This window comes from Amycolatopsis xylanica, assembly GCF_900107045.1.
Taxonomy (GTDB): domain Bacteria; phylum Actinomycetota; class Actinomycetes; order Mycobacteriales; family Pseudonocardiaceae; genus Amycolatopsis; species Amycolatopsis xylanica.
Genome location: NZ_FNON01000014.1, coordinates 13,254 through 32,423 on the forward strand (window position 1 = coordinate 13,254; position 19,170 = coordinate 32,423).

Annotated in this window: 16 protein-coding genes and 1 pseudogene; 7 read left to right on the plus strand and 10 right to left on the minus strand. The window is 70.2% G+C overall.

Going from position 1 to position 19,170, the window contains the following annotated elements; genetic code table 11:
- Positions 1–30: 30 nt before the first annotated feature.
- From BLV57_RS39845 to BLV57_RS39855, 3 genes are read right to left on the minus strand one after another with little or no spacing between them, the layout of a single operon-like run.
- Positions 31–666, minus strand: a complete 636-nt coding sequence (locus BLV57_RS39845; RefSeq protein ID WP_091299185.1) for a VOC family protein — start codon at positions 664–666, stop codon at positions 31–33.
- Positions 663–2,126 (minus strand): S8 family peptidase, encoded by a 1,464-nt coding sequence (locus BLV57_RS39850; RefSeq protein ID WP_245757715.1) that lies wholly within the window; start codon positions 2,124–2,126, stop codon positions 663–665. The genes BLV57_RS39845 and BLV57_RS39850 overlap by 4 nt, the downstream gene beginning before the upstream one ends.
- Positions 2,127–2,183: 57 nt before the next feature.
- Positions 2,184–2,969, minus strand: a complete 786-nt coding sequence (locus BLV57_RS39855) for an AraC family transcriptional regulator (protein ID WP_091299186.1) — start codon at positions 2,967–2,969, stop codon at positions 2,184–2,186.
- A 113-nt stretch (positions 2,970–3,082) separates the two neighbouring features.
- Here BLV57_RS39855 and BLV57_RS39860 point away from each other — a divergent pair, with 113 nt between their 5' ends.
- Both BLV57_RS39860 and BLV57_RS39865 read left to right on the plus strand, forming a co-directional pair.
- Positions 3,083–3,409, plus strand: a complete 327-nt coding sequence (locus tag BLV57_RS39860) for a VOC family protein (RefSeq protein WP_091299188.1) — start codon at positions 3,083–3,085, stop codon at positions 3,407–3,409.
- Positions 3,410–3,413: 4 nt separating this feature from the next.
- Entirely contained in the window at positions 3,414–3,944 is a 531-nt protein-coding gene (locus BLV57_RS39865) for a methylated-DNA--[protein]-cysteine S-methyltransferase (RefSeq protein WP_091299189.1), read from the plus strand.
- Positions 3,945–3,963: 19 nt separating this feature from the next.
- On the opposite strand, the gene BLV57_RS39870 is transcribed toward BLV57_RS39865, so the two are convergent.
- Genes BLV57_RS39870 through lysX form a run of 3 tightly spaced genes read right to left on the minus strand, consistent with a single transcriptional unit; the run spans position 3,964 to position 8,533 of the window.
- Positions 3,964–4,554 carry a DinB family protein gene (locus tag BLV57_RS39870; protein ID WP_091299192.1) on the minus strand — a complete coding sequence of 197 codons (591 nt, stop codon included), beginning with the start codon at positions 4,552–4,554 and terminating at the stop codon, positions 3,964–3,966.
- Between the two features lie 37 nt (positions 4,555–4,591).
- On the minus strand, positions 4,592–5,182 hold the full coding sequence (locus BLV57_RS39875; protein ID WP_091299194.1) for a hypothetical protein: 591 nt from the start codon (positions 5,180–5,182) through the stop codon (positions 4,592–4,594).
- Between the two features lie 24 nt (positions 5,183–5,206).
- Positions 5,207–8,533 (minus strand): bifunctional lysylphosphatidylglycerol synthetase/lysine--tRNA ligase LysX, encoded by a 3,327-nt coding sequence (lysX, locus tag BLV57_RS39880; RefSeq protein ID WP_091299197.1) that lies wholly within the window; start codon positions 8,531–8,533, stop codon positions 5,207–5,209.
- 298 nt (positions 8,534–8,831) lie between these two features.
- Between lysX and panB the strand changes: the two genes are divergently transcribed.
- The 3 genes from panB to pip all read left to right on the plus strand — a co-directional run bounded on the left by panB (position 8,832) and on the right by pip (position 11,204).
- Positions 8,832–9,707 carry a 3-methyl-2-oxobutanoate hydroxymethyltransferase gene (gene panB / locus BLV57_RS39885; protein WP_091299199.1) on the plus strand — a complete coding sequence of 292 codons (876 nt, stop codon included), beginning with the start codon at positions 8,832–8,834 and terminating at the stop codon, positions 9,705–9,707.
- Between the two features lie 193 nt (positions 9,708–9,900).
- Positions 9,901–10,152 (plus strand): hypothetical protein, encoded by a 252-nt coding sequence (locus BLV57_RS43095; protein WP_143047283.1) that lies wholly within the window; start codon positions 9,901–9,903, stop codon positions 10,150–10,152.
- 101 nt (positions 10,153–10,253) lie between these two features.
- A complete protein-coding gene (gene pip, locus BLV57_RS39890; RefSeq protein ID WP_091299201.1) occupies positions 10,254–11,204 on the plus strand; it encodes a prolyl aminopeptidase in 951 nt (316 codons plus the stop codon).
- A 33-nt stretch (positions 11,205–11,237) separates the two neighbouring features.
- Here the strand turns inward: pip and BLV57_RS39895 are convergent, their stop codons facing one another.
- Entirely contained in the window at positions 11,238–12,692 is a 1,455-nt protein-coding gene (locus BLV57_RS39895) for a PucR family transcriptional regulator (RefSeq protein WP_091299203.1), read from the minus strand.
- Positions 12,693–12,868: 176 nt separating this feature from the next.
- Here BLV57_RS39895 and gabT point away from each other — a divergent pair, with 176 nt between their 5' ends.
- Together gabT and BLV57_RS39905 are read left to right on the plus strand one after the other, a co-directional pair.
- The gene (gene gabT, locus BLV57_RS39900; RefSeq protein ID WP_091299205.1) at positions 12,869–14,191 is read left to right on the plus strand and encodes a 4-aminobutyrate--2-oxoglutarate transaminase; all 1,323 of its coding nucleotides are present in this window, start codon (positions 12,869–12,871) and stop codon (positions 14,189–14,191) included.
- Positions 14,188–15,615, plus strand: coding sequence for an aldehyde dehydrogenase family protein (locus tag BLV57_RS39905; protein WP_091299207.1), 1,428 nt, complete (start codon positions 14,188–14,190; stop codon positions 15,613–15,615). The genes gabT and BLV57_RS39905 overlap by 4 nt, the downstream gene beginning before the upstream one ends.
- A 99-nt stretch (positions 15,616–15,714) precedes the next feature.
- Here the strand turns inward: BLV57_RS39905 and BLV57_RS44150 are convergent.
- The 3 genes and pseudogenes from BLV57_RS44150 to BLV57_RS39920 all read right to left on the minus strand — a co-directional run.
- Positions 15,715–16,872 (minus strand): annotated as a pseudogene (locus BLV57_RS44150) (cytochrome P450); the annotation flags it as partial.
- Positions 16,873–16,921: 49 nt separating this feature from the next.
- Positions 16,922–17,671 (minus strand): helical backbone metal receptor, encoded by a 750-nt coding sequence (locus BLV57_RS39915; RefSeq protein WP_091299211.1) that lies wholly within the window; start codon positions 17,669–17,671, stop codon positions 16,922–16,924.
- Entirely contained in the window at positions 17,668–19,071 is a 1,404-nt protein-coding gene (locus BLV57_RS39920; RefSeq protein WP_091299214.1) for an RNB domain-containing ribonuclease, read from the minus strand. Before BLV57_RS39920 ends, BLV57_RS39915 begins: the two co-directional genes overlap by 4 nt.
- Positions 19,072–19,170 lie beyond the last annotated feature (99 nt).

The window sequence follows — 19,170 nt, forward strand, 5'->3', positions numbered from 1 at the left end:
ACGGCGGGGGTACGACAAAAACGGGGTGGCTCAGGTGAGCACGATCGGGGAGCCGGTGGCGCTTTCCATCACCGCGACCAGCCCCGGTTCGTGATTGGGCCGGACGAGCAGTTCGAGTCCCAGCGCCTGCAGCGCGCGATGCACGCGTGCGGGCTGCGGATGGACGCCGGTGAAGGCGAGCAACGGGATCTCCGGCAGCGGCCGGCTGGTCGGATGCGGCGTGCCGCCCCAGTCGATCAGGAACGGGATCAGCCCGCCGCCTTTGCCCGACCCGGTGAGCCGCCACGACAGCAGCTCACCGTCCGCGGTGCGGCGTGACATCGCGCGCGCCTCGCCCGGGTCGAATCCCCGTGCCCGCGCGGTCGCGATGACCTGGTCGATCTCGGGCGTCCGGACGGACCAGGCGACCAGCTTCGGCCCGGTGAGCGCGTCTATCCCGAATGGACGCGGGCGCTCGGGATCCGGCTGCGCCGGGTCGGGCCCGACGATCTCGAGATACGCGCGGCCGCCGAGCGCGACCAGATAGTTCGCCGTGCCGAGTCCGACATGGCTGCCGCCGGGCACCGGGGCGACGCCGGTCAGCTCGGTGACGCGGATGACCGCGTCCGCGAGATCCGGGCCTGCGTAGACCAGGTGGTCGAGCGGCATCGTGTCCGGCGTCGTCATGGTCTCGCGCCCACCGCCGTGATCGCGTTGACGACACCGGCGCCGTAGAACGTGTTGCCGATACGCGCCGGTTCGCAGACCGCGTCGGGCTTGCCGTCGCCGTTCGGGTCGTACAGCGCCGGGCACGGCATCGGTGTCGCGCCGGACAGGAGCGCGCGCTTGACCCGCTCCGCGCCCCACCACGGATGCGTGCTCGCGATCAGCGCGGCGACACCCGCCGCGTGCGGCGCGGCCATCGACGTGCCGCTCGCGGTCCGGTACTGCCCGCCCGGCCAGGTCGACCAGACCCGCACGCCCGGCGCGGACACCGTGATCTTCGTGGCCGAGTAGTTGGAGAAACTGGCCTTCGCGAGCTTCTCGTCGAGCGCGCCGGTGCCGACGACACCCGGCAGCTCGTGCGGAAGACGGATGCAGCTCGGATCGATCGGCCTGCTCGCCGGCGTGCTGTCGACCGGGCTCTCGGTGTCGACGGTCCGCTTGTCGAGGTTGATGCCCGCGTTGCCGCCGGACGCGACGACGAGGACGTCCTTTCGCTGCGCGTAGGCGACCGCGCGGCCGACCGCGAGTTTGATGGCGGCCTGATCGATCTGGTTGTCGCACGCGTAGTACCAGGGCAGCGTGCGGTAGCTGTTGCTCGCGACGCTGAACCCGTGTTCGGCGGCCCAGACGAATCCGCAGACCACGGCTTCGGGCGCCTCGTGGTCATCGGTCTCGGCGAGCTTCACCGCGGCCAGCCGGACACCCGGCGCGATGCCGACGACACCGGCGCCGTTCCGCGCGGCCGCGATGGTGCCGGAGACGTGCGTGCCGTGCCCGTCCAGCGTCGGCCGCCAGGCGTTGACGCTGCGATCCGCCCAGCCGGACAGGCACGAAATCGAGTTACGGCGGTCGAAAGCACCCGAAAGGTCAGGATGGGTGTCGTCCACGCCCGTGTCGAGCACCCCGACGACGACCCTCTTGCTGCCCTGAGTGACCTCGTGGGCCTTGTCGAGACCGAGCGCGGGCGCGTCCCACGCGGTGCCCTCGGCAGGCGGGACCGCGGTCGACCCGGGGCCCGTGTACTTCACGTCTGTGCGCGGCCGGAAGAACTCGACGGGGATCTTCGCCGTGCGCGTCGCGCCGACGGCGTCGATGCCGGGCACATGCCGCACATTCGCCGCGAAATCGTCCTTGGCCGAGTACGCCACCACGACGCCCACCTGCGGATACGACGACACGACGGTGCCACCGGCCTGCCGGACGGCGCGTTCGGCCCGCCAGGTCCGCAGCCGGTTCGCGCCGGTCACCACGACGAACGGGGTGACGAGCGTGCCGGGCGCCTCGGCGACCGCCGGCTCACTGGTGAGGGCGACCTCCTGCTCGGCGGGCGCGGCGCCCGCCGGTGACGGCACCGCCAATCCCGCTCCGAGTAGCGACACCACGACGGCGGCGCGCAGCGTTCCGCTGACCCTGTGACCCACGAAGACCCCTCCCAGAAAACAGCATTTCGTTCAGAGAGAACCTACTGAGTTCACCGGTCACCGGTAGCCGCCGTTGGTCGTAAGCAACCGTCGCACGGCCATGGGCGAATGGCCACTGTGCTCGCGCATCGTGCGCGTGAGATGGGCCTGGTCGGCGAACCCGAGCTCGGCGGCCAGCTCCGCGAGCGCGGTGTCCCCGCCCTCGAGCCGCTCCAGCGCGCGGCCGACGCGCACGCGATTGCGATACCTGGTCAGCGAAACCCCGGTCACCCGCGAGAACGCCCGGCTCAGCCGGAACGGCGAGACCCCGAAGTACTCGGCGAGCGGCACCAGCCCCGACGCGGCCGGATGATCCGCTAGGACCGCTTCACGCACCGAGGCGACCAAAGCCGCGTCCGCGTGCTCCTTCGGTTCGGTGCCGAGCGCGAGAACGAGCAAGTGGACCAAGTGCTCCGCGAGCGCGTAATCCACGTCCGCCGTCGCTCGCAGAAGACGCCGATGGACCAGCTCGACACGCGCGTCGACGTAGATGGCGTGGCCGGTCGGCTGCTCCCCCGCGATCGATCGCCACAACTCGGGTGTGAATTCCAGCGACGTGCACACATCGCCGCCGTCCGGATGCGCGAACTGCTCCTCGACGTCCGGCGTGCTGAAGTAGGCCGCCGTCGTGTCGACATCCGCGGCGCGTCCGTCGGCGCGGCGGCGGAACCGGCCGCGACGGGCGAGCACCACGCCGTGACGGCCGCCGGGTTCCGGCGCCGACCAGCGCGTGTGGTCGTCATGGCAGGTCACCGTCGAGACGGAGAATCCGGGTCGGCGTGCGATTTCGACGGCCGTGCGCATGGCGCGCAAGCTATCCCGGGGGTCCGACAGTTTCGCGGGCCGCAAAGATCTTCAATACTTCGCCGGGCGGGCTGGGCAGGCTGATGCCACCTCGACCGAGAAGGAGCGGCCCGATGCCCACCTCGACCACGATCACCCTCGACTGCGCCGACGCGGGGAAACTCGCCGATTTCTATCAGCGGCTGACCGGCTGGAAGCTCGACGGCACGACCCTGAGCAACGGCTCGATCGACATCGGCTTCCAGGAGCTCGACGGCTACCAAGGCCCCGGCTGGCCGGGCGCCAAGCACTTCCATTTCGATTTCACGGTCGACGATCTCACCGAAGCGACCGAACACGCACTCGCGCTCGGCGCGGCGAAGCCCGAATTCCAGCCTGGCGGTACCGAATGGGTCGTGCTCACCGATCCCGACGGCCACCCGTTCTGTCTCGTAGCCTGAGGCCATGGACGTTCTGGGATTCGCGATGTTCGGCACGGCGATCGGCTCGTGCGGGATCGCGTGGGGCGAGCGCGGGATCGTCGGCGTCTGGCTGCCGGAAAGCAGCGAGGCCAAGACCCGCGCCCGCCTCGCCGGGCTCGGCGCGCCCGAAGCGGAACCCCCGGACTCGGTCCGCAAGGCGATCGCCGACATTGTCGACTTGTTGAACGGAACGCCGAACGACCTCGCGGACATCGTCGTCGACCTCGACGGGGTGCCGGAGTTCCATCAGAAGGTCTACGAGATCGCCCGGAAGATCCCGCCGGGCAAGACGCTGACCTACGGCGACATCGCGCACGAACTCGGGATGCCGGGTTCGGCGCAGGCCGTCGGCCAGGCGCTGGGTCGCAATCCCGTGCCGATCGTCGTCCCGTGCCACCGCGTCCTCGCCGCGGGCGGCAAGGACGGCGGCTTCTCCGCGCCGGGCGGGGTCAGCACGAAACGGCGGATGCTCGTGATCGAGGGCGCGCTGGCCGACGAGCCGACGCTGTTCTAGCCCGTCTCTAGCCCCGTCTCTAGCTCGCCGCGTCCGCCGGGCTCCACGGCTTCATCCACGGCGTCTCCGGCCAGTTCTCGGCCGCGGCCAGCAGCGGCATCGCGGTCGCGCCGTCGATGTGCTCGCGGACCAGGTCCGCGTGCCCGGCGTGGCGCGCGGTCTCCTGGATCAGGTGCAGCAGGACCCAGCGCACCGACCAGGCCTCGACGTCCGGCGGGAACCACGGCACGCCCTTCGGTACCGGAACCGCCTGGCCGAGGTCCTCGATGCCCGCGATGACCTCCTCGGTGCGCCGCGCGACCTCCTCGTAGCGCGCGAGGACGCCTTCGAGCGTTTCGTCCTCGAGCAGGCGGAACCCGTTCGCGTAGTCGTCCTGCGAATTCGCGCCCGGCTCGCTCGGTTTCTGAAGCACGATGTCGATCCAGCCGTCCTCGACGGTCGCGACGTGCTTGATGAGACCGCCGACGCTCAGCGTGCTCGCGGTCGGTGTCGCGCGTGCCTGCTCGTCGGTCAGCCCGTAGGCCGCGGTCCGGATGACGAGCCGCTGCTGCGCGACGAACTGCAACAAGCCGTCGCGCTCATCGGCGACCGGCCTGACGTTTCCTGCCATGTGCTTCCTCCCAGACGTGGTGAGGAGCATCTTGGCATCAGCCGCCCGCGAAATCCGCCGATCGGCCATGCGCGCTGACCATGTGCCGGTCACGGAAGAGGTAGGCGGCGCCGATCCCGAGCAGCACGGCCCGCAGCACCATCTGCAGCCTGGTCACGATCCCGACGTACTGGCCGCCGCCGAGCGACTCCAGCAGCAGCACCCCGAGCCACGTCCCGAGCACGAGCAGCAGTCCGATGAACGCCGACGCACGCCACCCCGGCGGCCACCACAACGCCAGCGAGGCCTCGCCGACCACGAATACGAGATTCGTGAGCAGCGTCACCCAGGGGCTCTGGGGGAACAGCGCGCCCGCGACCACGGTGACCCCGAGCAGCGCGACCGTCGCCGCGGTGAGCCTGGCCAGCCAGTGCAGCGGCGACAGCCGCATCAGCGGCAGCCCCGAGACGATGAGCGCGCCGCCCGCGACGACCTGCACGTACTTGAACAGCGGAGCGAACCGCTGACCGTCCAGGTACAGGTTCTCCACCCTGATGTGGATCGGCGACAGCCCGGTGGGCAGGAAGAACTCCAGCACCCAGGCGACATAGCCCAGCATCCCGATGCCGAGCAGGGTCACCGCCAACACCCGAGCCGATTGCACGTGCACAATCTAGGCGTGCGGACGTACGAACGGGAATAGCACGGTCTGCCGAATCGACGCGCCGGTCAGCATCATCAGCAAACGGTCGATCCCCAGGCCGAGCCCGCCCGTCGGGGGCATGCCGTGCTCGAGCGCCAGCAGGAAGTCCTCGTCCAGCTCCATCGCCTCGACATCGCCGCTGGCCGCGCGCAGTGACTGTGCCTCCAGCCGCCGCCGCTGCTCCAGCGGATCCGTGAGCTCGGTGTAGGCCGTGCCGACCTCCGAGCCGAACGCGATCAGGTCCCACCGCTCGGCGAGCCTCGGGTCGACCCGGTGCTGGCGGGTGAGCGGGGAGACGTCGGTCGGATAGTCGGTGTAGAAGGTCGGCATCACGGTCGACGGCTCGACGAGGTGCTCGTGCGCCTTCAGTACCAGGTCACCGTGGCCGGCGTCGTCCGAGACGGCGATCCCGTGCGCGCGGCACAGCTCACGCAGCTTCTCGACGGACGTGCCCGAGTCGATCCGCTCACCGAGCTTCGCCGAGACGGCCTCGTGCACCGGGATGACCGGCCAGTCACCCGAGATGTCGTATTCGACGAGCCTGCCGTCCGGCCCGGGCCGCCGCACCACCTGCGCGCCGTACGCGGCTTCGGCGGCGTGCTGGATGAGCTCGCGGGTCAGCGTGCGCATCGTGTCGTAGTCGGCGTACGCCTGATACGCCTCGAGCATCGTGAACTCGGGGTTGTGCGTGGCGTCGACGCCCTCGTTGCGGAAGTTGCGGTTGAGCTCGAACACCCGCTCCACCCCGGCGACGCACAGCCGCTTGAGGTACAGCTCCGGCGCGATGCGCAGGTACATCCGCATGTCGTAGGCGTTGATGTGGGTGACGAACGGCCGCGCGTTCGCCCCGCCGTGCACCGTCTGCAGCATCGGCGTCTCGACCTCGAGGTAGTCGCGGTGGTGCAGCCGCTCGCGCACCGCGCGCACGACCGTCGACCGCAGCCGCAGCATGTTCGTCGAGTCCGGATTGACCACCAGGTCGAGGTAGCGCTGGCGGACGCGGGTCTCCGGGTCGGTGAGCCCCTTGCGCTTGTCCGGCAGCGGGTGCAGGCATTTCGCGGTCACGGTCCACTCGTCGACGAGAACGGACAGTTCGCCGCGCTTCGAGGTGACGACCTGGCCGCTGACCCCGACGTGGTCGCCGAGGTCGATCCCGGCGCGCCAATCGGTGAGATCCAGCGTGGACGCGTCGAGCATCAGCTGGAGCTCGCCGGAGAAGTCACGGACCTCGGCGAAGGCGAGCCCGCCGTGGTTGCGCAGCGCGATCACCCGGCCCGCGACACGCACGCGATGCCCGGTCAGGGTGTCCGGGGGCAGCCCGGCGAACTTCTTGACGACGTCGCCGAGCAGGTCCTCGCGCGCGAAGCCCGCCGGATACGGATCGCGGCCCGAGTCGCGCAGCTTGCCGAGCTTGTCGATGCGGACGCGGACCTGCTCGGGCCGCCGCGTCTGCTTGGGCGCGAGCCGCGCGGCGTCCTCGTCGATCTGCTTCGCCTGCGCGACGAAGTCGTCGGTGACCGTCTCCAGCCGCAGCGCGCGCGACGCTCCCGTCGGCACGAAGCCTTCGAGCGCGCCCGCGACGATGCTGACCCTGACCAGGCGCCGTGCCGAGGAGTAGCACAGGAACCGGGGCTCCCAGAACGGCCCGTACTTCGCGTTCGAGCGGTACAGCGACTCGAGCTGGAAGAACCGCGAGGCGACGCTGAGCACCGAACGCCACAGCCGCAGGATCGGGCCGGCGCCGATGCGCTCGCCCTCGGCGAACACCGCGCGGAACATCGCGAAGTTGAGCGAGATCTGCTGCGCGCCGAGGTGGGAGCTCGCCTCGACGACGGCGGCGATCATGTACTCGTTGAGCCCGTTCTCGGCGTCGCGGTCGCGGCGCATGAGGTCGAGCGAGAGCCCGCGGCGGCCCCAGGGCACGAACGACAGCAGCCCGCGCAGGTCGCCCTTGGCGTCGTAGGCCTCGACCATCACGCTGCGGCCGTCGCTCGGGTCGCCGAGGCGCCCGAGCGCCATCGAGAAGCCGCGTTCGGTCTCGGCGCCGCGCCAATGCTGGGCCCTGGCGAGCAGCTCGGCCATCTCGTCTTCGGGGATCTCGCCGTGGCGGCGGACCTGCGTGGTGTAGCCGGCGCGCTCGATGCGCTTCACGGCCTGGCGCATCGAGCGGCGCTCCGGCCCGGCCAACGAGAAGTCACGGACGTCGAGGATCGCCTCGTCGCCGATCTCGAGCGCGCGCAGCCCGGCGTCGGTGTACACCTTCGCGCCGCGCTCGCTCGCGCCGAGCACGCCGGGCGTCCAGCCGTAGGTGTAGGTCTCGGCGAGCCAGGCCTGGACCGCCTCCGGCCAGGCTTCGGGGTCGCCGATCGGGTCGGCGCTGGCCACGCTCGTGCCCGCGAGCACGCGATAGGTGACCGCGGCGCGCCCGGACGGCGCGAAGACGACGCTCTTGTCCCGCCGCGTGGCGAAATAGCCGAGCGAGTCGCCCTCGCCGTGCTCGGCGAGGAGCCTGCGGACGTGGAGTTCTTCCTGGTCGGTGCGCAGGCGGCGGCTGCGCACCCCGCGGAACAACGCGTACAGCGCTGCCGCGGCGACCAGGGTCGCCGCCACGTCGAGCAGCCCGTCGAGCCACGCGGGCCCGGTGTGGGTGCCCCGGAAGCGGATCAGCTCGCCGGTCGTGTGGTTGAAGACCCAGGCCAGCCGCTCGAAGGTGTTCTCGAGCCTGCCGGGGAACGCCTCGGTCAGCGCCCAGCCGATCAGCATGACCCCGGCCAGCCCGCCGAGCAGCACGGTCACGCCGTCGCGCCACGCGGTCGGCGCGAGCCGGGCCGGGAACGCCGGGCGGATCAGCAGCAGGAACGCGATCAGCGCGAGCGAGACGAGGTCGGCCAGCGTGAGCACCCAGAGGATGCCGGGGATGTGCCGGATCTGCCTGGCCGAGAGCACCAGCTCCGGCGTCAGGTACACGACCACCTGCATCCCGATCGTGTACAGCAGGCTGCCGACCTGGAACAGGATGAACGTGTAGAGCGCCGCGGTCTTGCGGCGGCGCAGCGCGGCGCCGAGCACGAACAGCAGGACCACGATGATCAGGCTGGGGCTCGCCGGGATGCCGAACACCCAGAACGCCGTCTGGACGTTCGTGCCCAGCTTGCCCTTGATGCCGCCCGCCAGCAGGTACAGCAGTGAGAACACCGCGCCGAGCTGGACGACGGTGGCGACGACGCCTCCGGCCTTGCGCTTCCACTGCGGCACGTCCGCCACGCGTTCGCGTGGAGTTGCCCTCGGGTGACCCATCCTGACCTTTCGCGACTTTTCCGAGCAAGTCATGTGCTACGACGTCAGTGAACCCTCACGGGTTGTCCCCCGGCGTCATCCAGAAGTCTTATTCGGTGGCTACATCGTTCCCCGGACGGATGAGCGGGTGTGCGCTGGGTACCCCTTCGCAGGTGACGGACTGCACAACTCCAGCGTGTGAAGCTGGTCGCACGGTATTGGGACCCTCTTCCGCGCGTGTCACGCTTTGTGCGTTCACAAGCTCCACGACCCAGGGACCTCGGGACCCGAGGCCTTGAGGGAAGGACGGTCGACGACGATGTCAGCCACCAGCGATTCCGGCCCGGAGGTAGCGGCGCCGTACGGGACAGGCCCTTCTGGCCAGGCGGCCAAGCCGGTCAAGAAGGTCCGCATCCATCATCTGCGTGAGCTCAAGGAGCGCGGCGAGCCGTGGCCGATGCTCACCGCCTACGACATGTACACCGCCGAGCTGTTCGACGAGGCCGGTATCCCCGTGCTGCTCGTCGGCGACTCGGCCGCGAACAACGTGTTCGGCTACGACACCTCGCTGCCGGTGACCGTGGACGAGCTGCTGCCTTTGGTCCGCGGCGTGACGCGTTCGGTCAAGCGGGCGCTGGTCGTGGCCGACCTGCCGTTCGGCTCGTACCAGCTCTCGCCGGAGCAGGCGCTGGCCACGTCGGTGCGGTTCATGAAGGAAGGCCGCGCGCACGCGGTGAAGCTCGAAGGCGGCCGCCGGTTCGCCGCGCACGTCGAGGCGCTGACCTCGGCGGGCGTGCCGGTGATGGGACACATCGGATTCACCCCGCAGAGTGAGCACAATCTGGGCGGGTACCGCGTGCAGGGGCGCGGCGAAGCGGCCGAGGTGCTGCTCGCCGACGCGCTGGCGCTGCAGGAGGCGGGCGCGTTCGCGGTCGTCATGGAGATGGTGCCCGCGGAGGCGGCCAAGCGGGTCACGCACGAGCTGAAGATCCCGACGGTCGGCATCGGCGCCGGGCCGGACTGCGACGCGCAGGTGCTCGTCTGGCAGGACATGGCCGGGCTGCGGCGCGGCAAGGCGCCGCGGTTCGTGAAGCGGTACGCGGATGTCGCCGGGGTGCTCTCCCAGGCGGCGACGGCGTTCGCCGACGAGGTCCGCCGCGGCGAGTTCCCCGCCTCGGAGCACGCGTTCCACTGAGTCACCGGACAACCACGCCGCGCCCGAGACATCCGATGTCTCGGGCGCGGTTGTGTGTATCCCAATGATCGCCGCGTATGTTCATGTATATGAACAACAATCATGTCCTTGACGGCATTCGAGGCGTGATTTAGCGTTTAGTCCACCGCCGCCACGGGATCGAGCACCGAAGAAACCTCGAAGAGGAGGAATCTTGCTGCGTTTTCGTGAGCGAGCTCAGGTCACCCGGCCGAGCGCCGGCATGTCGCCCGCGTGGCTGACATCCCCGGCGGGCGCGGTGGTGACCGTCGGCGCACGGAGCCGGCAAGAGACTTTTCTTCGCAATGCCCATCCGAGTTCGCCTTACCTGGGGAAAGCCAGTGCGCGCAACGAAATCCGCGCCGCGGGCGAGGCTACGGGCACGGGTGGTGATTTCGCGCGCGCTGCCGAGGTGACGGCGCGTTAGGCGCGAACCAGAGACGGGGGCCCGCTCAGCCCGGCGGCGGGGGCGGGCCCCCACCTTTTGCCCATTTTCCCCATGCGGCCAGTGGGAATACAGTGTCTCTTATGGACTTGTACCCACCGATCCGGCCGTATGCCGCGGGGATGCTGGACGTGGGTGACGGGCACCGGGTGTACGTCGAGACGGCCGGGAACCGTGAGGGCAAACCCGTGGTGGTGCTGCACGGCGGCCCCGGCAGCGGGATCGCGGCACTGTCGCGGCAGCATTTCGATCCGGCCGCCTACCGGATCATCCTGTTCGACCAGCGTGGCGCCGGGCGGAGCACGCCGAGCATCGCCGACATGGACGCCGATCTGTCCGCGAACACGTTGTGGCACTTGGTCGACGACATGGAGAAGATCCGCGAGGGCCTCGGCGTCGAGCAGTGGCAGCTGTTCGGTGGTTCGTGGGGCGCGACGCTCGCGCTCGCCTACGCCGAGACGCATCCGCACCGGGTGAGTGAGATCGTGCTGCGCGGGGTGTTCACCGCGCGGCAGCGGGAACTGGACTGGATTTACCGTGCCGGCGCGGGGAATCTGTTCCCCGCGGAGTGGGCGAACTACCTCGCGCCGCTCGGCGGCGCCCACGCCGATCCGCTGTCCGGTTACCGGGAACTCGTGTTCCATCCGGACGCCGGTGTGGCCGAGGGTGCGGCCGTCGCGTGGAGCGCCTGGGAGGGCGCCATCGTCTCGGTGGTGCCGCAGCCGGGTTTCCTGGACAGCTACAGCGACCCGAAGTTCGCGGTGCCGTTCGCGCGGATCGCGTTGCACTACTTCTCACACGGCGCCTGGCTCGATCCCGGGCAGCTCATCCGCGATGCGGGGAAGCTCGCCGGGATTCCCGGGGTGATCGTGCAAGGCCGGTACGACGTGGTGTGCCCGCCGGTGACCGCGTACGAGCTGCACCAGGCTTGGCCGGGCTCACAGCTCGAAATCGTCGAAAGCGCGGGACACGCGGTGACCGATCCGGGAGTGCTTGGCCGTTTGCGGGCGGCGACGGATTCTTTCCGCCCTTAGGCCTGCGTTTTCCTGACACGCTGCGGGGAAACATCAGACCTGCAGCGCCAGCCATAGCTCCGCGCGGAAGCCAGGTGAGTCGAGACCGCGGCCGGTGAGTTCTTCGACCTTGCGCATCCGGTTGCGCAAGGTGTGCCGGTGGACGCCCAATTGGTTCGCGGCGAGGTCCCAATGGCCATGGTGTTCGAGCCAGCAGCGCAACGACGTGATCAGATCACCACGCCCGGTCTCGTCGTGCAGGCGCAGCGGAGCCAGCAAGGTTTCCGCAAACGCTTGCGCCACCGCGGGATCGACCAGCTCGACCACTCCGCGCGCGGCGTGATCGGCGAAGCGCACCACCGGCGCGCGTTTCGCTTGCGCGGCGCGCGACGCTTGCTCGGCTTGGCGCAGTCCACTGGCGAAGTCCTCAAGGGACACTGGTACCGAAACGCCCGTGTGCAAGCCCGTTGCCTTCGCGAGGACCCAGGATTCAGTGTCCGCTGAACAGAGAATCACCACGAACGGTCCTGACTCCGCGAAGAACGGTCGCTCCGGCAGGTCTTCGAACTCCGCCTCGAGCGCGTCGAAGAGCGTCCGCCGCGCGGCCGGGGTCCCGGTCACCGCGAGCACCGACCACGGGGGCACGGGCGCGCCGCCCCACAGTGTCCGCATCGATCGCACGGCCGATTCGGGTTTGTCCGCCAGCAGGTCGAGCAGCACGGAACGCAGCCGGCGCACCGCCCCGCCGTGCGCCCGATTCTGTTCCAGCGCAAGGGAAAGCAACGAGACCGCGGTGTTCACTATGTACCGGTCGGCGGCGTCCAGCGCCCCCTTCCCCACGGCGAGGTAGCCGCGCGCACCGGTGTCGAGGGTCTGCACGACCACCTCGTGTTCCCCGATCCGCGCGACCCGCGCCCCCGCCTTCAACCGGCGCAGCTCGCCTGCCAGCCCCGGCGCGAATCCGCGCGCCGACGCGGGCGCCGCCTCGACGACGGCTCCGCCCGCGTCGAGCAGCAAAGCCCACCCGTCGACGAGCCGCGCCAGCCGCCGCACGACCGCGCCGGGCCCGCCGCGCCCGACCGCGGCACGCGTGAGTTCCTGCTGCCCGCGTCCGGTGCGGACGACCGACGCGTAGTCGTCGGCGGCGACCGCCCGCGAAACCGCGCGCGTGATCGCGATGAACGGCGTGCGCCGCGGAACCTCGAGCACCGGCAAGCCGACTTCGGCGGCCGTCGCGACCAACGCGGCGGGAATCGACAGATGACTCAGCCCGACCCCGAACCCCAAGCCGGCGACCCGCGCTTCGACCAGTCGTCGGACGTATGCCCCGGAAGTGTGCTCATCGAGCGCCAGGCCGGTGGTCAGCAAAAGCTCCCCGCCTTCCAGGAAGGCGTTCGGATCGGTCAGTTCGGTCGGGTGCACCCACCCGATGGCCCGATCCAGTGCCCCCTCCCCCGCCCGCACCACCAGCCCGAGCGAACCGGCCAGCTCGCGAAGCGTTAGCGCCATAACGTCTAATTATACGCTTCAAACTGTCCAAAACGTCCACCTGACCTCGGGCGCGCTCGGTCTCATGCTGAGTGAGTACTCGCCCGAGCGAATCGTGCGCACTTCATTCCCAGCCCGGCCCGCGGGTGTATCGGCCGGAGAGGTCGAGCGCGCACCGGCAACCACAGGAGTCCACCGTGACCGAGCACCAGCGCGTACTGCGCACCGAGATCCCCGGCCCCGCGTCGCGTGCGCTGCAGGAGCGGCGCGGTGCCGTCGTGGCGGGCGGCGTGAGTTCCGTGCTCCCCGTCTATGTGAAGTCGGCGGACGGCGGCCTGCTCACCGATGTCGACGGCAACGTGCTGATCGACTTCGGTTCGGGTATCGCGGTGACCAACGTCGGCCACAATGTGCCCGCCGTGGTGGACCGCGTCCGCGAGCAGGTCGCGAACTTCACCCACACGTGTTTCATGATCGCGCCGTACGAGGGCTATGTGGAGGTCTGCGAAGCCCTCGCCGAGCTGACGCCGGGCGACCACGCGAAGAAGTCGGTGCTGTTCAACTCCGGCGCCGAGGCCGTCGAGAACGCGGTGAAGATCGCCCGCGTCGCGACCGGGCGCCAGGCGGTCGTCGTGTTCGACCACGCGTATCACGGCCGCACGAACCTCACGATGGCGCTGACCGCGAAGTCCATTCCGTACAAGCACGGCTTCGGGCCGTTCGCGCCCGAGGTCTACCGGGTGCCGGGCTCGTACCCGTTCCGCGACGGCCTCGGCGGCGCCGAAGCCGCCGCGATCGCGATCGACCGGATCGAGAAGCAGATCGGCGGCGACCAGGTGGCCGCGGTCGTCATCGAACCGATCCAGGGTGAGGGTGGCTTCATCGAGCCCGCGCCGGGCTTCCTGCCCGCGCTGTCCGAATGGTGCGAGGCGAACGGCGTCGTCTTCGTCGCCGACGAGGTGCAGACCGGTTTCTGCCGCACGGGTGACTGGTTCGCGTCCTCGCGTGAGAACGTCGTGCCGGACTTGATCGCGACCGCCAAGGGCATCGCGGCCGGGCTTCCGCTCGCCGCGGTGACCGGGCGCGCGGAGCTGCTCGACGCCGTCCCGCCGGGCGGGCTCGGCGGCACCTACGGCGGCAACCCCGTCGCGTGCGCGGCGGCGATCGGGTCGATCGAGACCATGCGCGCCCAGGATCTGGCCGCCGGAGCGCGCCGGATCGAAGAGACGGTCGTGCCGCGCCTGCGCGCGCTCGCGGAGAAGACCGGCGTCATCGGCGACGTCCGGGGCCGCGGCGCGATGCTCGCCGCGGAGTTCGTCAAGCCGGGCACGACCGAGCCCGACGCCGCGCTCACCGGCCGCATCGCGAAGGCCTGCCACGCCGCCGGCGTGGTCGTGCTGACCTGCGGCACCTACGGCAACATCGTGCGGCTGCTGCCGCCGCTGTCCCTGTCCGACGCGCTGCTCGACGAGGGCCTCTCGGTCCTGGAGCAGGCAGTCATCGAGGAGTCGTCCAAGTGAGCACCCCCTTTTGGGTCGCAGGCAAGCCGGTGACGAGCACGCGGACCGCGTCCGTCCGCCACTCGTTCGACGGCAGCGAAGCCGGTTCGCACTACGTGCCGTCCGCTTCGGACATCGAGGCCGCGGTCCAGGCCGCGCACGACGTCCAGCACGAGTTCGCGACGCTGCCCGCGCACGTCCGCGCCGGCGCGTTGGACCACGTGTCCCGCGCGTTGGGTGAGCGGGCCGAAGAGCTCGCGCAGCTCATCACCGCCGAGTCGGGCAAGCCGCTCAAGTGGGCCCGCGGCGAGGTCGGCCGTGCGGTTTCGACGTTCCGCTGGGCGGCCGAGGAGGCCCGCCGCTTCTCCGGTGACCTGCAGCGGCTCGACACCGACGCGGGCGGCACCGGACGGCTCGCGCTCATCCGCCGGGTGCCGAAGGGCCCGGTGCTCGGCATCACCCCGTTCAACTTCCCGCTGAACCTGGTCGCGCACAAGGTCGCCCCGGCGATCGCGGTCGGCGCGCCGATCGTGCTCAAGCCCGCGCCCGCGACGCCGCTGACCGCGCTGGCGCTCGGTGAGATCCTCGCGGACGCGGGGCTGCCCGCCGGCAGCTGGTCGATCCTGCCGACCGGCAATGAGGAGGCCGCGAAGCTCGTCGCCGATCCGCGATTGCCGGTCGTTTCGTTCACCGGCAGCGTCCCGGTCGGCTGGGGCATCCGCGACAGCGTGCCGCGCAAGCACGTCGCGCTCGAGCTCGGCGGCAACGCGGCCGTGCTCGTCTGCCCCGACTGGGCCGACCTGGAGTTCGCGGCCCAGCGGATCGCCACCTTCGCGATGTACCAGGCCGGGCAGTCGTGCATTTCGGTTCAGCGCGTCTACGCGCACACCGATGTCTACGACGAGCTGTCAGCTCGCGTGCTCGAGCAGGTACGGGCACTGCGCACCGGCGACCCGCGCGCCGACGCGACCGACGTGGGCCCACTGGTCAACACGGCCGCCGCCGAGCGCGTCGAATCGTGGGTCGCCGCCGCGGTGAACGCCGGAGCCGAGCTGCTCACCGGCGGTGGCCGGGACGGGGCGACGGTCGAGCCGACCGTGCTCGCCGGCGCTCCGGAGGACGCGGACGTGATGGCCGAAGAGGTCTTCGGCCCGGTCGTTTCGCTCAGCCGGGTCGATTCGGTGGACGAAGGCGTACGGCTGATCAACGCGTCGCGCTTCGGCTTGCAGGCGGGGGTGTTCACGCGAGACCTGCCAACCGCGTTCGACGTCTCCGCCAAACTGCAGGTCGGTGGGGTGCTCGTCGGTGACGTGCCGAGTTTCCGTGCCGACCAGATGCCGTACGGCGGGGTCAAGGACTCCGGCGTCGGCCGCGAGGGGCCCGCGTCGGCGATGGCCGACTTCACCGAGGAGCGCGTCACCGTGCTCACCGGGCTGACGCTCTAGCCCGGTCCGGACCGGCAACGCCTCCAGCGCGCGGAGATTGCTCCGGCGCTGCCAGCGGACGGCACCGGTCAGGCCCAGCCGAGGCGCGCGCTCCAGCAACACGCGGAGCGCGGCCTCGGCTTCCATCTTCGCCAGCATCGCGCCGAGGCAGTAGTGCGCACCGCCCGCGAACGTCAAATGGTCCTTTCGCGCACGCGTGATGTCGAACCGGTGCGGATCCTCGAAGACCAGCGGGTCGCGGTTGGCCGCCGCGCGCACGATGACGACCTCACTGTCCTTTTTGATCAGCTTCCCGCCGATTTCGACGTCCTCGTGGGCCACCCGCAGCGAAAGATGGGTCGACGGCTCGAAGCGAAGTACCTCGTCGATCACGTTCGGCACCAGGTCCCGGTCGGCCAGCAGCATTTCCCACTGGTCGCGATTGTTCAACAAGGTGACGACCGCGTTGCCGATCAGGTTCGCGGTCGTCTCGAACCCGGCGAGGAACAGCGTCTCACCGTTGACGACCGCTTCCTCCGCCGTGATCTCACCGGCATCTTCCGCGCGGACCAGCGCGGTCATGATGTCGTCGCGCGGGTCTTCGCGGCGGCGGTCGAGCAGTTCGCGGAGCAGGGCGTGCAACTCGACGCGGGCGGCTTCGTACTCGCGCAGCTGGGCGATCGAGCGGACTCCGTCGCACGCCAGCGCGATGACATTGCCGTGCTCTTGGAGACGCGCCAATTCGTCATGCGCGTCGTCGTCGATGCCGAGCAGGTCGGCGATCACCCGCAGCGGCAACGGCTGCGCGAAGTCGGCCAGCAGATCGAAGTCGTCGCCCGCTTCGTCGAGCAATCGGTTCGCGATCCGCTCGACGCGCTCGGTGTAGGCCTTCATCAGTTTCGGGCGGAAATACGGCGCGATCAGCCGCCGCAGCCGGTTGTGGTCCGGCGCGTCCTTGAGCAGCAGCGAGTCCCCGAGGTTCTGCAGCGCGAGCCTGCTCACGTCGCTCTTGCCGGTCAGCTCACCGTCGGCCTTGCGGACGCCGAACCGAGGATCCTTCAGCAACTGGGCGCTCAGCTCATGCGAAAGGACCGCGTGGATACCGGCCGGGCTGCGGTAGACCGGACCTTTCGCGCGCATGCGCTCATAGGCCGAGTACGGGTCTTCGGAGCGCTCCCGCAGCAGAACCTGCAGGAGTGGGTCACCGGAGCGTGCCAAGGTCCACGCCGCGGCCTTTTGGACGTTGAGGCGGACTTTGCGGACCAGGTTGCTGTGCATGCCGTCCACACGGGACTCTCGCGAGGACGGTTCAAGCGTGTGCCCCAGGTCACCCGAAGGAGCGCGAAAGCTCCTCGTGCGCTTCGACGAGCGAGGGTCCGTACCAGGTCAGATACCGGCCGGACACCAGTACGGACGGCAGTCCGGGGAACGCCTCAGGACCATCCGTGTGAGTGAAGACGTACGGCTCGTCGGGCAGGACGACGAGGTCGGCGCCTTGTTCGTTGAGCTCGTCGAGCGGCGGGCGCGGATAGCGCTCGGGGTGCCCTTCGTACACGTTGCCGATGCCGAGCCTGCGCAGGACATCGCCGCCGAACGTGTCGCGGCCCAGCACGATCCACGGCTTGCGCCAGACCGGGATCACCGCCCGCGCGCGGATCGGCCGGGTCTCACGCCAGACCTCCTCGGCCGCGACCAGCCACTCCGGTTCGTCCAGGTCCAGTGCCTGGGTCAGGATCCGCCGCAACGAGCCGAGCGCGGCCGGGACGGTGACGGCCGCCTCCATCACCCACACCGGGAAACCGTTGGCGCGCAGCCGTTCCACGTCTTCGAGCCGGTTCTCCTCCGAGTTCGCGAGCACCAGGTCCGGTGCCAGCGCGAGCACCTCGTCGATCTTCGGGTACTTCGAACCGCCGACCCTCGGGACGTCCAAAGTGGACGGGTGGGTGCAGTATGCGGTCGCGCCGACGAGCCTGCCCGGCGCGCTGACCTCGACGGCCTCGGTCAGCGACGGCACCAGGGAGACGACGCGTGCCGCCGGGCCGGTCAACGGCACGGGCTCGCCGAGGTCGTCGATCATGCGGCCTCGAACTCGACCTTGCGCTTGTCGACGTCGACCGAGATCAGGCGCACGGCGATCCGTTCGCCGACGGTGAGCCGCGCACCCGCGCACTTCGCCATCACGGTCGGGTCCTCGACGAGGATCTCGGCCTTGTTCTCCTCGGCCCGCAGCACGACGGCCTGGAACTCGCCGCCGATGTGCTCGGCGAGCACCCACGCTTCGACCTGGTCGATGCACGCCCGTTCGACGCGGGCGGCCAGTGTGTCGGAGGCGGTCATCTGCTCCGGCACCTCCGACAGCGCCTCGCGCACCCAGTCCGGCACCGGGCGGTCCGCTTGGACGGCCAGGCAGATTTCGGTGGCGAAGCGGTCGACCAGCCGCCGAATCGGCGCGGTCACGTGCGCGTACGGTCCGCCGATGCCGGCGTGCGTGGTCAATTCGGGCAGCGAACCGTCGAACGCGGTGTACCCGGCGCCGCGCAGCAGGCGCGTCGTGTCCGCGTAGAGCGCCATCGAGCGCGGGTCGCCGGGATCGAGTTTCGACAGGAACACGGACACGCTGGTCTGTTCCGGCCATTCGATCCCCAGCGCGTGCGCGGACCGCCTGAGCCAGGCGACGGCTTCTTCTTCGGGGGCAGGCAACGTGCGGAGCACGCCGACCCGGGCTTCGATCATGATCTGCGCCGCGGCCATGCCGGTGAGCAGCGAGATTTCGGCGTTCCAGGCGTCGATGTCGTTGCGCGGGCGGCGCGCGAGCGCCCAGCCCCCGTCGGCGTCTCCGCTGATCTCCTGCTCGGGCAGCTGCAATTCGACCGCGCCACGCCGCACGGCGAGCTCGCGGCGCAGCCTGCCGAGATCCGGCAACGCGGCGATCGACGGATGCGGCCTGCCCGCGTTGATCTCGGCCTGCACGGTCTCGTAGTCGAACTGCGCGGTGGACCGGACCAGCGCACGGCGCACATGGGTGGTGACCGGCAGGCCGCTGGCGTCCGTGTCGATAGTCCAGAGCACCGCGGGCCTGGTTTCCCCTGGCAGCAGGCTCGCGGCGCCTTCGGACAGCACCGGCGGGTGCAGTGGGACGTTGCCGTCCGGCAGATAGAGCGTCTGGCCGCGGCGACGGGCTTCGCGGTCGATCGGGCCATCAGGCCTGACGAACGTCGCGAGGTCCGCGATCGCGTAGTGCACGCGGAACCCGGTCGCGGTCCGCTCGAGGAAGATCGCCTGGTCGAGATCCTTCGCCCCGGGTGGGTCGATGGTCACGAAGGGCAGACCGGTGGCGTCTTCCCGTTCCGCCGGCTCGATCGGATCGCCGACCGCGGCTTCGGCCTCGGCGAGGACATCGGGACTGAACGACTCAGGCAGCACGAACTCGGCGCGCAGGCGACCGAAGTCACCCCCGGCCGTATGGGTGCGGATCACCAGGGGGGCCACTCGACAACCCTAACCCGAGACCGGAGGGTTGATCGCCCGTTCGGGTGCGGGCCAGTCGGGTGTACGTTGCGAGGGCCAATAATGAAA

Bases quoted from the DNA above. Each gene is read 5' to 3' on its own strand.
- BLV57_RS39915 (WP_091299211.1), bottom strand. From the start codon at position 17,671: ATGATCGACGACCTCGGCGAGCCCGTGCCGTTGACCGGCCCGGCGGCA.
- BLV57_RS39860 (WP_091299188.1), top strand. From the start codon at position 3,083: ATGCCCACCTCGACCACGATCACCCTCGACTGCGCCGACGCGGGGAAA.
- pip (WP_091299201.1), top strand. From the start codon at position 10,254: ATGGACTTGTACCCACCGATCCGGCCGTATGCCGCGGGGATGCTGGAC.
- BLV57_RS39855 (WP_091299186.1), bottom strand. From the start codon at position 2,969: ATGCGCACGGCCGTCGAAATCGCACGCCGACCCGGATTCTCCGTCTCG.
- lysX (WP_091299197.1), bottom strand. From the start codon at position 8,533: ATGGGTCACCCGAGGGCAACTCCACGCGAACGCGTGGCGGACGTGCCG.
- panB (WP_091299199.1), top strand. From the start codon at position 8,832: ATGTCAGCCACCAGCGATTCCGGCCCGGAGGTAGCGGCGCCGTACGGG.
- BLV57_RS39845 (WP_091299185.1), bottom strand. From the start codon at position 666: ATGACGACGCCGGACACGATGCCGCTCGACCACCTGGTCTACGCAGGC.
- BLV57_RS39865 (WP_091299189.1), top strand. From the start codon at position 3,414: ATGGACGTTCTGGGATTCGCGATGTTCGGCACGGCGATCGGCTCGTGC.
- BLV57_RS39870 (WP_091299192.1), bottom strand. From the start codon at position 4,554: ATGGCAGGAAACGTCAGGCCGGTCGCCGATGAGCGCGACGGCTTGTTG.
- BLV57_RS39895 (WP_091299203.1), bottom strand. From the start codon at position 12,692: ATGGCGCTAACGCTTCGCGAGCTGGCCGGTTCGCTCGGGCTGGTGGTG.